We start from the raw sequence: 14,086 nt of genomic DNA on the forward strand, positions 1-14,086 counted from the left end.
GGCCAGACCCGACTTGCGCAGCCATTCGATAGCGGCTTCGATGTCGCCATCGTTCTGGGTGAGTGCCTTCTTGCACTCCATCATGCCGGCGCCGGAACGCTCGCGCAGTTCCTTGACCATCTGGGCGGTGATATCCATCAGTTAAACCTCACAGCTTGGCGCGAGCACACTGTCGCGCGAAAGTGGACAGGCGCATGCAATTCAGGTTCGTACGGAAAACGACCCACACGAAGGGGCGTGATCCAGCGTCTCCTGGAGTGCTGCGTCACTGGGCGGGTCTGCTCCGAGCCCGGTCAGGGTCGGAGCGACCACGTCGCTACCTTCTCAAATTGAAAAGGCAGGCTTGTTACTTACTCGGCGGCCGGCGTTGCGGCAGCGTCGGCAGGTTTTGCCTCTGCAGCAGGCGCTTCAGCGGGCTTTGCCTCGGCGGCAGCAGGTGCTTCAGCCGGCTTGGCTTCGGTGCGCGGCTTGGCCGGTCCAGCTCCAGGTCCCGTGCGGCGTGCGCCGGACGGCGCGCCACGCTTGGCCGGCGGCTTGCCACGGGGAGCCTGCTTGCGACGATCGTTGTCCTTGGCGATCGGATTGCCATCGGCATCCATTTCGACAAATTCATCGGAGTTCACCGCGACGGCCGGTGCGACTGCCTTGCCTTCCAGCACGGCATCGGCGACGGCGCTGGTGTAAAGCTGCACAGCACGGATTGCGTCATCGTTGCCCGGGATGGCGTAGTCGACCAGGCTCGGGTCGTAGTTGGTATCAACCACGGCCACGACCGGAATACCGAGCTTCTTGGCTTCGAGGATGGCGATGTTCTCGTGGCCGATGTCGACAACGAAGATCGCGTCTGGCAAACGGCCCATGTCCTTGATGCCGCCCAGCGAGCGCTCGAGCTTCTCGCGTTCACGAGTAAGCTGCAGCACTTCGTGCTTGACGAGTTTTTCGAAGCGTCCGTCGGTGGACATTGCCTCGATTTCCTTGAGCCGAGCGATCGACTGCTTGACCGTGCGGAAATTGGTCAGCATGCCGCCGAGCCAGCGTGCCGCCACGTAGGGCTGGCCGCAACGAATGGCGTCTTCCTTGATCGCTTCGCGTGCCGAACGCTTGGTGCCGACGAAAAGCAGGGTGCCGCGCTTCTGTGCGAGTCCCGATACGAAATTCATCGCATCGTTGAACAGCGGCAGGGTCTTTTCGAGGTTGATGATGTGGATGCGTCCGCGTGCGCCGAAGATGTACGGCGCCATGCGGGGATTCCAGTAACGTGTCTGATGGCCGAAATGGACGCCCGCTTCGAGCATCTGGCGCATGGTGACTTGAGGCATGGTATAGCTCCAATCTTGGGCAGCCGCACGATTTTTGTGTGGTGTACGGTGATGCCCGGGGTTGAGACCTCCACATATCCGCCGTTTGCGACCTTCGAAAAGGCACCCCGAAAACGGTGACGATACGTGTGCGGATTTGGCCTGACGTGGATATTTGACTACCCTTGTCCGCCATTGATGGTTCTGCAGGTGAATCGCGGAACCATTTTTGCGTTTGCCAACAGCCACTTGGGCAAGCGGGTCGACTTAGCCGTAGAATTGTAGCCTGTCCCCGGTGCTTGCCACAAGCGCCCCGCATCCAGAGAAACCATGTCCGTTACGATCAAGACTCCCGACGAGATCGAGAAAATGCGTGTTGCCGGTCGCCTCGCTGCCGAAGTGCTCGAGATGATTGCGCCCCACGTCAAGCCCGGTGTGACTACCGAGGCGCTCGACAAGCTGTGCCATGACCATATCGTTGACGTTCAAGGCGCCGTGCCTGCCAACGTCGGCTACAAGGGCTTTCCGAAGACCGTGTGCACATCGGTCAACCATGTGATCTGCCATGGTATTCCGACTCATTCGAAAGTGCTCAAGGACGGCGACATCATCAACATTGATGTCACCGTGATCAAGGACGGCTGGCACGGCGACACCAGTCGCATGTACTTCGTGGGCGAGCCGTCAGTGCTGGCCCGGCGGCTGGTCGAGGTAACTCGGGATGCGATGCTCGAAGCGATTTCGATCGTGCGCCCGGGCGCCACGCTGGGCGATATTGGCGCAACGATTCAGAAATATGCGGAATCCCGCAATTTTTCGGTTGTTCGCGAGTATTGCGGACACGGCATCGGCAGGATCTACCACGAGGATCCGCAGGTTCTTCACTACGGTACCGCTGGTACCGGCCTGAAACTGAAGAAGGGGATGACTTTCACGATCGAGCCAATGATCAATTCGGGCAAGCCCCAGACCCGACTGTTGCCGGATGGCTGGACCGTGGTCACGCGAGACCACTCCCTGTCCGCGCAGTGGGAGCACACGCTTGCAGTTACCGATGACGGCTTCGAAATCCTGACTCCCTGGCCCGCAGCGGCCGCCTGAGCGAAATCCAATGACCGGCGTGGCCGCATCCATCGTGCGCGTGCCAGCCCTGCCACGACTGGCGAAGCCGGTACCGCGTGTTGGGGTGGTGGGCCCCGCACGACTGGCCTTGCGCCAGTATCTTGTCGACTACGACCGGGACCTGGCCGGAGCGTTCCGTGATCATGCCGACGCTGAGGAGATCGTTGCGGCACGAACGGCGGCGGTCGAGCGCGTACTGGTATATGCCTGGCACTCCTGGCTCGGCGAGACGGCTGAGGCTGCGTTGATCGCGGTCGGCGGATTTGGACGTCGGGAGTTGTTTCCCGGCTCCGATGTCGATCTTCTGATCCTGACTGCGGCTTCGCCGGAGCCGCGGGTGGTCCGCGCCATCGAGACGTTCTGCGCCTGCCTGTGGGATCTGGGCATCAAGCCCGGCATGGCCGTACGTGACCTCGAATGCTGCGAAACCCTGGCCCGGCAGGACATCAGCGTCTATACCAACTTGATCGAATCGCGCTATCTGGCCGGTTCGCCCGATCTTGCCGCGAAGCTTCCACTCTTCGGGCACGCGGCCCCACTGTGGTCGGCGGCTTCCTTTCTTGATGCCAAGCAGACCGAGCAAGCGGCACGTCATTTGCGTTTCGGAGATACGGCTTACAACCTTGAGCCGCATTTGAAAGAAGGGCCAGGCGGACTGCGCGACCTGCAAATGATCACCTGGCTGGGGCATGAAACAGCCGGCTCAATCAGCCTGCCGGACATGGTTGATGCCGGCCTGCTCGATGCGACCGAAACCGAGGCCCTGGCGTCTGCCAGATCCACGCTGTTTCGCATCCGCTATGCACTCCATCTCCTCGCGAACCGGGCCGAGGACCGACTCCTGTTCGACTACCAGCGCGAAGTCGCGCACATGCTTGGCTATCGTGACGAACACGCCGACAATCTGGGCGTCGAACAGTGCATGCAGGACTACTACCGCGCGGCACGTCGAATCGCCGGGACCAACGAGGAGCTGCTCGCTCGCTGCAACGAGATGCTGGCGGTTTCGCCAGCCAACGCGAAACCGTTGGGGCGCGGCTTCCTGCGAATCGACGGCCGTCTGGATGTGGACAGCAGCCATCGCCTGCACGATGAACCTCAGGCCCTGATCGAGCTATACGCCCTGTTGGCCAGCGAGGCGGGGGTGCGTGGATTGCGTGCACATGCGTTGCGCCAGGTGCGCCTGGCCCTGTCCAACCCACGCCTGGATTTCGATCAGCCGGAAGTCTTTGTGTCGTTGCGTAACCTGTTCGAGCGCGGGGCGGAAGCGGTCGAGGCGCTTGCTGCGATGGCGCGGCATGGCGTACTTGCCCGGCTGATTCCCGGGTTTGCCAAGGTCACCGGTCGCATGCAGTACGACCTTTTCCACGTCTATACCGTGGATGAGCATACGATGCGCGTGCTCCGGTTCATTGCGCGATTCGCCGGTGACGAGGGTGCCCGGGACTTTCCACTGGCCCATACCCTGTACAAGCGGATTCCGCAGCCAGCCCTGCTGCTTCTCGCCGGATTGTTCCACGACATTGCGAAAGGTCGCGGAGGCGATCATTCGGTACTCGGCGAAGAGGATGCGCGTGCTTTTTGCGTGCGTCTCGGCCTGAGTCCGGCCGCCATCAACCGGGTCGCCTGGCTGGTGCGCTGGCATCTGCTCATGAGCGTCACCGCACAGCGCCAGGACATCACTGACCCGGCAGTAGTACACCGGTTCGCCGAGCAGGTCGATGACTGGGAACGACTCGATTACCTGTATCTGTTGACGGTCGCCGACATCAACGGCACCAGCCCGAAACTCTGGAACACATGGCGCGATCGCCTGTTGTCTGACTTGTATTCGGCGACCCGTTACGTATTGCGCGAAGAATCCGGTGAACTACCCAAGGCAGAAGAGCGCGTAGCCGAGACGCGCAGCAAGGCTGAGGCGTTGCTGGAACCCAAAGGCATAGAGGCTGCGACGGTTGCCCGGATCTGGGTCGACTTTCCTGAGGAGAGTTTCCTGCGCTATCGGCCCGAGCAGATTGCGTGGCAGACGGAATCCATCGCTGCGCACGATGATCCCGGGCAACCGCTGGTGCGCCTGAATCCTCTCGGAGTTCGGGGCACCACCGAGGTTTTTGTCTATTCACCAGATCGGGATGGATTGTTTGCAACCATTACCGCGGTGCTGGACCGTGCGCATCTGAATGTCGTCGAGGCTCGCGTCATCTCGGCTCATTCGGACATGGTCCTCGATACATTTTTCGTGCTCGACCAGGCCGGCAAGCCACTGCTGGATGAAAGCCGCGTCGCAAGCCTGGAAGCGGCGTTGCGCCAGGCCCTTAGCATGGCCGAGCTCAGCGAGCAGCCCGTTCGCCGAGCCTTGCCGCGCACGCTGAGGCATTTCCATATCGTGCCTCGCATCGTCTTCAGTATTGTGGCCGAGCGTACTCGCCTCGGCCTGGTCTGCACGGATCGTCCGGGACTGCTTGCTTCGGTTGCACAGACCTTTCGTTTGCTCGGCGTGCGCGTGCATGATGCGCGGATTGCCACATTCGGTGAGCGCGTCGAGGACTTTTTCCGCATCAGCGACGAGAATGACCAACTCCTGGACGAAGCAAGCCAGGCATCCCTGCGTGCGGCTCTTCTCTAGCAGCTCGATATAAGGCAACGCTGATCAAGTGGCACAATAGTCACGGCTTTCAGAAGGTCTGCCAGCCGTGCTGCGAGGCGAAATGAAGGCTGGTCGCCTTGACGAGCATCGCGGAGCGGCTGGCTGGCCTCCTGAAAGCCACCTGTTTCAATAGATTAGTATCGGCAAGGCGACGCCTGTCTGCGCGCATCTCATTGTTGCGGTGCCTTGAAGGACGGTCAGTTCAACTGCGCCAGCGCGCCGCGAGCTGCACGCAGACAGGAGTCGTGACGATTGCGCCACTTGATCAACGTTGCCTTGAGTCAACAGGAAAACCGGAAAGCCCGCCATGCCAAGCATTGAAAAAATCATCGATTCAGCCTGGGAGCGGCGCGCCGACCTGGCGACCAAGGAGGTCGAGCGAATCATCCGCCCAGCCGTCGAATCCGCACTGGACATGCTCGAGAGCGGCGAAGCGCGTGTGGCGGAGCCGCAATCGGATGGCAACTGGGTCGTGCACCAATGGCTCAAGAAGGCCGTGCTCTTGTACTTCAAGATAAACGCCAACTCCGTGATGGATGGCGGGCCGATGAATGCATGGGACAAGGTTCCGCTACGTTTCCTTGGCGCCGATATCGAGAAATTTGCCGCTCTCGGTGCGCGTGTCGTCCCGGGTGCACTGGTGCGGCGCGGTGCCCACATTGCGTCCGAAGCCGTGCTGATGCCCAGCTACGTGAACATCGGGGCGCATGTCGGGTCCGGAACGATGGTGGACACCTGGGCCACGGTGGGGTCCTGCGCGCAAATTGGTTCGCGCGTGCACCTTTCCGGAGGTGTCGGCATTGGCGGGGTGCTTGAGCCCCTGCAAGCCGGTCCGACCATCATCGAGGATGATTGCTTCATCGGTGCGCGTTCCGAAGTGGTGGAGGGCGTTGTCGTCGAGCGTGGCAGCGTAATTGGCATGGGCGTGTTCCTCGGCCAGTCCACGAAGATCTACGATCGTGCCACCGGCAAGGTCAGCTATGGCCGCGTGCCGGCAGGCAGTGTCGTTGTTGCGGGATCGCTGCCAGCCGTAGATGGCAGTCACAGCTTGTATGCAGCCATCATCGTCAAGCACGTGGATGAAAAAACCCGATCGAAAACGGCCATCAACGAATTACTGAGGGCCTGAGCATGGCAGTCGAGATCCATGGCCTGAACAATTGCGATACCTGTCGAAAAGCACGCAAGTGGATGGGCCGCCACGAAATCGAGTACCAGTTCATCGACTATCGAGAGCAACCTGCTGCTCCGGCTACGCTCAGGCTCTGGGCCGATGCCGTGGGCGGCTTTGAGTCACTGGTGAATCGCAGCAGCACGACATGGCGCAATCTTGCGCCGGCTAGGAAATCTCCCGGTTCGGCAGCCGAATGGAGCCTGCTGATTCGAGAATATCCTGCGTTGGTCAGACGACCGGTGCTGGTGCTTGACGATGGATCCGTGCATCTGGGGTTCAGCGACAAGCTGTACGCGCAGCTGTTGGGAAAAGACGCGTAGGCAGATGCCGGAGCGCGATGAATAGCCGAACCGTTGTTGCCGGCTGGATCCATTGCGCCAGTCCGTTTCCCGAGCGTCAGGAAACAGACGCGCAGCGCAGTTCCAAAACTCATTCTCAATCCCGATTTCCAGGCTATGTCCGAAATACTCGACCTCACATGTGAATTGATAAGGCGTTCATCGGTAACCCCGGAAGATGCCGGTTGCCAGGCGCTCATTGCCGAACGGTTAGCCGGGGTCGGATTTGCGATCGAGAACCTGCACTACGGCGAGGTCCGCAATCTCTGGGCGACGCATGGCAGTGGTGGGCCGGTGCTGACATTTCTCGGCCATACCGATGTAGTGCCTGCCGGGCCGGAGTCAGAGTGGACGAGTCCGCCATTCGAACCTGTGATTCGCGATGGCATGTTGTACGGTCGCGGCTCTGCCGACATGAAGTCGGGAGTGGCCGCAATGGTGTTGGCTCTGGAGGATTTTGTTCGCCGCCACCCACATCACGATGGCATTGTCGCCATGCTCCTGACCAGCGACGAAGAGGGGCCGTCCATCGATGGCGTACGCCGGGTTGCAGAAGAGTTTCGTCGCCGAAAACAGAGGATCGACTGGTGTCTGGTCGGCGAACCGTCATCACAGTCAAGGTTGGGTGACCTGATTCGCGTCGGGCGCAGAGGGTCGCTCCACGGCCATCTTCGAGTGCGAGGGATACAGGGGCACGTGGCCTATCCGGACAAGGCCTCGAACCCGATCCATTCCGCGGCACCGGCGCTGGCGGAGCTCGCCTCAACACGCTGGGATGAGGGCAACGAGGGATTTCCTCCAACAAGTTTTCAGGTTTCCAACGTTCACTCGGGCACGGGTGCCAACAACATCATCCCGGGAAGCCTGCAGGTGTCGTTCAACTTTCGATTTGGTACAGCGAGTACGGCTGATGGGCTGCGCGAGCGCGTCGAGGCGTGTCTGCAGCGACATGCGCTCGACTACTCGATTGTCTGGGATCTTTCGGGCGAGCCGTTCCTGACTCCTGAAGGCGACCTGCGAAACGCGGTAAACTTGGCCGTGGAGAGTCGGTGTGGAATGACACCTGTCGCCAGTACGGCGGGTGGAACGTCTGACGGGCGCTTCATTGCGCCTCTGGGGGCTGAAGTGGTGGAATTGGGCCCGACGAACGCAACGATTCACAAGATTGACGAGTGCGTCGGTGTCGACGAACTTGAGCAATTACCTGGCCTCTATCTTGAGGTCGCTGAGCGTCTTTTCTCCGCTAGAGGCCAGTCGTGAGCACTTGCAATGCTCTGTGAAGTGAATTCGCTTCAATCAGGTTGTATCGACCGTTTATCACATTGACGGGTGATTTTCGGCCCGGTTTCGTGGTAATAATCGGGATGTTTTGCCGTTCGTGTCGGAACCGGACGGGCATGGAGCACCACTGAGAAGGGTTCGAGAGGAGTGTCTCGAGCCGATCCAGCTCAGGTCTGCGGGTTCGCTCGATGCAGGATTCATGTTCGCTCTCGCTGTACCGGGTTTGCGCTTTGCGCGGCACGACCGATTGGCAAATTTCTAGGGGAAACGACTTTGCTTTCCGATTTTCAGGGCTCACGATTCCGACAGGGATTCTTTATGAAGCTTGCGATCATCCTGGCGATGACCCTGCTGTCATCCGGCGTCCACGCCATCGATTTCACGCCGCATGGTACTCAGCCTGGATTGGCGTGGCCGATGGAAGAGCCGGATGCATGTTCGTCCTGCCATCGGGGCTTCAACGCTACCGATTCGCAATACATGCCGCACAGCAGTTGGGGTGGTTCGATGATGGCCAATGCGATGCGTGACCCCTTGTTCTGGGCCGCATTGGACGTTGCCAACAAGGATTTTCCTGGAGCCGGTGATTTCTGCCTGCGTTGTCACACTCCGCCAGGATGGTTGAACGGCCGCGTGGTGAAGAACACATCGGGTGGCTTGACCGGCCCTGGCGGTGCCAGCGGCTGCCAGTTGACGGGCGACTACAACGACTTTGACGGCAAGGGCAACGACTATGCTGGCGTGACTTGCCATTTTTGCCACCGCATGATGCCGACAGGCCCGGGTGGGCAGGCCGGGATGATCGGAAACGCCAATATCTGGATCGATGATGCAACCAGTTGCATGAATCCGGATGGCTCGAGCTATGGCGGGCCCTGCCGACGTGGACCATTCTCCTACAGCGATGGCATGCTGGATCCGCCGCATGGCTGGGTCCAGTCTGAGTACCACGGAAGTTCGGACCTGTGCGGAACTTGCCATGACGTGACTACACCGGACACCGACGAAGGTCCGTTGAAGACTCTCGTGCTCGAGGGCGGCGTAGCCACCACACGGCCGATGCCAATCGAACGCACCTATTCGGAATGGAAGGCCAGCCTGTTCTCGGACACGATCTATCGTGATGGTCTCGGCGAAGGACCTTCAGGCACCCCGGCATTCGCACTGGCCCAGCAATGCCAGGATTGCCATATGCGCTCCAGTGAAGACCCGGCAGCAAGGGCGTGCAATCAGAATCCATCAGGTTCTCGCACGGGCAATCTGCCAGTTCACGAGTTCGCTGGCGCCAACACTTGGGTGCCCGGCATCATCAAGCTCGAATATGCCAACGCGATCACGGGTTTCGGGCGCGAAGCGGATTACGATCGAACGATTGCCAGCGCCCAGGCGATGCTTGCTTCGAGTGCAGACGTAGAGGCCACCATTCTCTCCTACACGGCGCCGACGGCTGGCACGCCCGGGGCAATTGGCGTGCGCGTAAAGGTTACCAATCTCAGCGGACACAAATTGCCGACGGGTTATGGCGAGGGGCGTCGCATGTGGCTCAACGTGAAAGCTGTCAGCGATACTGATGAATTGATTGCGGAAAGTGCCGCATATGACGAGCTGACCGGCGAATTGACCCTCGATCCCCAAGCCAAAGTCTATGAGACGCTACAAGGCATCTGGACGCCGGGTGCGCCTGGCGAATGCAAGACCGAGGTCGCCGGCAAGAAACAGTTTCACTTCGTGCTGAATGATTGCATCGACAAGGACAATCGCATACCGCCGCTGGGCTTCCGGCCTGTCAGTCCAGGCGATCCGAACGGGGACGAGATTCGCCCCGTTGGTTATACGTATCCGGAAACCTCGCCGGGCTCGGGCACGTTGGTGAACTACGACACCACCGATTACACGTTCGTCCTGCCAGCGGGTACGGCCGTGCCGATCCGCATTGATGCCGAGCTGAAGTTCCAGATATCGAGCAAGGACTACATTGAATTCCTGCGCGACCAGGCCATAACCGCTCCGGCCATCCCGGCCGAGAACACCTTGTGCTCTGGCGGACCGGATCGCCCGTTTGACGTGGGGCCGCAATCGCTCAGTCGCGGCGAATACATGTACCAGTTGTGGAACAGCGCAACCTACGGCAAGTCACCGCCCGAAACCGCGGGCACTGTTTCGACCGTGAGCACACCTGACTGATTGGAAATGATGAATAGCTCAATTCAATCTCGAATCCTTTTGATTGCAGCCCCGCGCGATATCGTCTGGTCGCGAGCGGCGCTGGTCGCCTTTGGCCTGGCATTTCTGAGTGCCTGCGCGAATTCCCCCAGTGTCAGCTCAACATCGAAAGTAGAATCTGCGGCTGCATCTGTAGATCATTCCGAACGCATGACCGGCTATGTTGAATCAAGGCGGGTAACCGACTTTTGCCCCGACCAGAATCAGCGACGCGCTGATGAACGTTGCGTGGTTACCCATGGCTGGGACTATGGTCGAGGCGTACACGTGGTTCATACCTACGATCCCGAAGGCAAGCTGATCAGCACCGTGGAGCCGCCGGGTGCGGACCTGAGCCTGACTTCTGCGGAAGCGGCAAGAGTCGAGGCGTTGGTCAGATCCGATCCGAGAACCCGGGATATCGTGAACAAGCCCGGCGTATTGTTCTGGTCTGGCGGTTTTGCCATGCGTGAACCTGGAGATCCCTGGTGCGACAAGGGTTCGCGCTGCATTCGAGCCGTTGCCTACATTGGGGATGGCCAGACGACCGTACTTCATTCAGTAGTCGACCTCATGCGAGACGAGGTCGTCTATCCCAACTACGTTCCATCCGGCAAGAAATTGTCCGAACACAACGAGGTGCCATAACCGATGAAAACCATCCTCTTCGTTCTCGCAGCATTTGCGCTGCAGACGACCGCGGCATCCGTTGCCCAGGCGGGCGGATCGCCGACTTGCGTTGCTCCCGAGGTCAAGCTCAGCTGGCCGGCAGTCGATCCGGTTTGGGAAATGTGCTGGCTCGGTCCAGACGACAGCGTGTCGCCGCGCGGCTCCGGCATGGAGCTGCGCAACGTTTATCGCAATGGCGAATTGGTGATGCGTCGAGCGCATGCGCCGATGTTGTTTGCGGAGTACAAGGGCGGACAGGGAGGCGATTGCTATCGCGACTGGAAGGATGACACCTCCTCGGTCCTTGCTGCTGCTGTCGTACAGAACCAGCTCGGCACCATTCCCGGTGGTGGCGAACCTGCCATTACGGCTTGCGATCGCTCGCAGAATCCCACTCTATCCTACGGAACCTGCCCGTATGGATTGACCGTTGCGCCGGGCTACAACTGTACTGAGGGTCTCGCCATCGAGGACATGGGTACATATGTCCGTCTGACCACCCAGTACCGTGCGGACTGGTACATGTATTCCTCGCGCTTCGAATTCCATCGGGATGGGCGCATGGTGCCCTCGTTCGGATTCGGCAATCGAAACGGCACGTTCAATAGCGTGACCCATTGGCATACCAACTACTGGCGCTTCGAATTTGATATCGATGGCCAGGGAAACAACGTCGTCAGCATCAACGGTATCGATCAGGCCGCCGAATTTTCGGACTTGCGTGATGCCACGGGTGGCCCCGGTGGCGGCCAGACCACCTGGGAGGTCAGAAACCCGACAACCGGAAACGGCTACCGGTTCGTGCCGAGTGCCAGCGACTACGCTGTCGCCACCAACGAATCCGGCCGAAATTTTCACACGACAGATTTCATGGCCACCCAGGCGCACGGTGGCGAGTACGGCGACAATCCGAACTACAATCTGTTTGACTGTACAATGGATCAGAATGCCCTTGTTAACGGCGAAAGCATCGCCAACAACAATCAGGCCATCTACTACCGCGTTTCGGTCCGCGATGCGACGGCCAACAGCTGGCCAAACGGCTGCAGCGGTGGGGGATGCATTCCGCAGGATTCCATGGTCTGCAAGAACGCGGGACCCAGTCTGGTTCCGATTGGCCCATGGGCCGAGTTCATCTTTTACGACGGATTCGATGTGCTCGTTCCTGGAGCTGTGTTCAGCGCGCTGTAGCACCGGCATCAATACTTGCTCTGGCTAGTCGGCATGCTCGCCGCCAGCCAGTCGCAAGTAGCACGTCCTGGAACATTCAATCCGAATATCAATCGAGAGGTTCACATGAAGCCCATGTCCCGAATTGCTTTGTTCGGCTTGGCAACAACAGCTCTAGTTGCTGCCAGCGCGCTTGTGCATGGGCAATCGTCAACGACACATTCGTCAAGCAATGTGGCCTCAGAACAAAGCTGGTCCGCCTGGGGTGGAACTGTCGGCGTGCGCTGGAATCGTGATCTGGCCGGTGACCTGGGGCTGATCATCGAGCAGCCAAGCGGACGACTGCCGGACATGAGTTGGCGCGAGCATGAGCGTTTCGAACTGCGCCAGGCCGGAAGCCTCGAGTTCCATGTTGGCAATGGCAACCTGCAATCGTTTGTTGCCGGCTCGTTGCAGGCGCGCGGTGGCTATGTGCTGAAGAGTCCGTCGGGCGACATCGATCTGACCGACTTTCGCATTCGCACCCGCGACAGCGATCCACTTGTGCTGGACCTGGTTGGAGCGGATGGACAGGCGTGGTTTTACGTCGATCGCCTGATGTACGAAATCGTCGAGGACAATCGGATCCTCGCGGTTCGGGAAATGGATTTGCGTATCAGTCAGGCATTGGCAACCCGCATTGGTCACCCGGAAGTCGCAAACTGGGCCATCGCCGACATGCAGATGACCACCCAGGTGCTGCATCAGGGGTCGGGCGCTGCACCGAACGGTGGCGGAGTCTATGACTGGCATGGCACGCCCGCTCCGAACGGCGGCACCTATCAGGCCGACTTGTTCATGCAGGTATTCACGCCGCAGTACAGTCGTTGTACCGGTTGCACCGGCGTCTCTCCGACCAGTCAGGTCGTCTTCACGCCGAGCTCGACGCTAAGGAACAACGTCAACAACGGTTCGATCGCTGCAACCATTCCCGGCGATCCGATGGGAACGAGTACGGCGCTGTGGACTGCGGATATCCCGTGGTATCAGAAGTTCTCGGGCACGTTTGCACCGTATGGAAATGACCAGCATCCCTATCTGATCTGGAACATGTACCGTGTGAATGCTGATGGCAGCATCGACCAGATTGGCCGTTCCGGCGTCAAGCATGCATTCCTTACAACCAATCAGGGATGCGCATCCGGACACGGCGGCAACTCTCACGTCCTCGGACTGCAGTGTTCGGATACCTATGGCACTGGCAACAACGACAGCAACAGCGATCTTGGACCGCGCTCGGAAATCATCCCCGCGACCAACCAGTGGGGGCGTTGTGGATCGATCTATGACACCAATTGCGATGGCGGCTCCAACTCGTCCGGCAATGGCAACTATTCGCAACGCCTGATCGTTGCCGAGTCCCAGATTGCGCCTGGCCTCAATGCGGGCGCCAGCTACCTGTTCGAATCCTGGTACCTGGCTCGAGAGGACATCAACATCTACAACTCGATGGCAACCAAATCGGTGACGCCCAGCTGGGGCGGGTCGGTCTGGAACACTGGCACTGGCACCAACTATCGGTTGGGATCGGGGTTTGATCGCTGGTATGAACTCGCCACGCCGGCATCGAGCAAACTCGAAATGGAGATCGTCAGCGGCGAAGGCCATACCAAGGTGGGCGTCAAGGTGTTCGACCTTGGCGGGGGTTCCTGGCGCTATGACTATGTAGTGATGAATTACGACTTTGCCCGGCCCTTCACGGAAGGCAGCGAGCCCAACCTGCGTGTCGTGCACAACTTCGGGTTCGATCAATTCAGCCTGCCTGTCTCGGCCGGTATCACTGTCAGCAGCTTCAGTTTCAGCGATGGTGACATGGATCCGGGCAACGACTGGACCGTATCGAATGCCGGAGGCACCTTGAGGTGGTCGGCACCGCTGAACCCGAATCCGCCAGCCAACACGCCAGCGGTGCTGAATCCGCTCAACTGGGGCACGATGTATCGCTTCTCGTTCGTTGCCGACAGTCCGTCGGGCCCAGGCGGCGTCAACCTGCATGTAGCAGAGAGTGGAGTCCCGCAAACCTTCGCTGCCGACGTTCTCGTTCCTGCCAACGACACGATCTTCGTGCACGGTTTCGAGTAGACGCTACCAGCGCCATTTCAGCGCGCGAGGCCAGCGGGCCTCGCGCGTTTTCGTGTTTCTACCG

Annotated in this window: 10 protein-coding genes and 1 pseudogene; 9 read left to right on the forward strand and 2 right to left on the reverse strand. The window is 59.8% G+C overall.

What is annotated here, in order from left to right; all coding sequences use genetic code 11:
• Positions 1–138 (reverse strand): annotated as a pseudogene (locus WBP53_RS11200) (translation elongation factor Ts); the annotation flags it as partial.
• 212 nt (positions 139–350) lie between these two features.
• Positions 351–1,319: a 30S ribosomal protein S2 gene (gene rpsB, locus WBP53_RS11205; protein ID WP_423928921.1), complete on the reverse strand. Its 969-nt coding sequence runs from the start codon at positions 1,317–1,319 to the stop codon at positions 351–353.
• A 309-nt stretch (positions 1,320–1,628) separates the two neighbouring features.
• On the opposite strand from rpsB, the gene map reads away from it, so the two are divergent.
• From map to WBP53_RS11250, 9 genes are all read left to right on the forward strand, one after another.
• On the forward strand, positions 1,629–2,399 hold the full coding sequence (gene map / locus WBP53_RS11210; RefSeq protein ID WP_423928923.1) for a type I methionyl aminopeptidase: 771 nt from the start codon (positions 1,629–1,631) through the stop codon (positions 2,397–2,399).
• A gap of 10 nt (positions 2,400–2,409) precedes the next feature.
• A complete protein-coding gene (gene glnD, locus WBP53_RS11215; protein ID WP_423928925.1) occupies positions 2,410–5,046 on the forward strand; it encodes a [protein-PII] uridylyltransferase in 2,637 nt (878 codons plus the stop codon).
• Between the two features lie 328 nt (positions 5,047–5,374).
• Positions 5,375–6,196: a 2,3,4,5-tetrahydropyridine-2,6-dicarboxylate N-succinyltransferase gene (dapD, locus tag WBP53_RS11220; protein ID WP_423928926.1), complete on the forward strand. Its 822-nt coding sequence runs from the start codon at positions 5,375–5,377 to the stop codon at positions 6,194–6,196.
• A gap of 2 nt (positions 6,197–6,198) precedes the next feature.
• Positions 6,199–6,561, forward strand: a complete 363-nt coding sequence (locus WBP53_RS11225) for a Spx/MgsR family RNA polymerase-binding regulatory protein (RefSeq protein ID WP_423928929.1) — start codon at positions 6,199–6,201, stop codon at positions 6,559–6,561.
• Positions 6,562–6,696: 135 nt separating this feature from the next.
• Positions 6,697–7,839 (forward strand): succinyl-diaminopimelate desuccinylase, encoded by a 1,143-nt coding sequence (gene dapE, locus WBP53_RS11230; RefSeq protein WP_423928931.1) that lies wholly within the window; start codon positions 6,697–6,699, stop codon positions 7,837–7,839.
• Positions 7,840–8,178: 339 nt separating this feature from the next.
• Complete coding sequence (locus WBP53_RS11235; RefSeq protein WP_423928933.1) at positions 8,179–10,044, forward strand: hypothetical protein; 1,866 nt, start codon at positions 8,179–8,181, stop codon at positions 10,042–10,044.
• A gap of 39 nt (positions 10,045–10,083) precedes the next feature.
• Positions 10,084–10,710 (forward strand): hypothetical protein, encoded by a 627-nt coding sequence (locus tag WBP53_RS11240; protein WP_423928935.1) that lies wholly within the window; start codon positions 10,084–10,086, stop codon positions 10,708–10,710.
• Between the two features lie 3 nt (positions 10,711–10,713).
• Positions 10,714–11,922, forward strand: coding sequence for a hypothetical protein (locus WBP53_RS11245; protein ID WP_423928937.1), 1,209 nt, complete (start codon positions 10,714–10,716; stop codon positions 11,920–11,922).
• 258 nt (positions 11,923–12,180) lie between these two features.
• Complete coding sequence (locus tag WBP53_RS11250; RefSeq protein ID WP_423928939.1) at positions 12,181–14,022, forward strand: hypothetical protein; 1,842 nt, start codon at positions 12,181–12,183, stop codon at positions 14,020–14,022.
• Positions 14,023–14,086: the final 64 nt, after the last annotated feature.

Origin of the sequence: Dokdonella sp., from assembly GCF_049593775.1 — a bacterium.
GTDB lineage: Bacteria > Pseudomonadota > Gammaproteobacteria > Xanthomonadales > Rhodanobacteraceae > Dokdonella.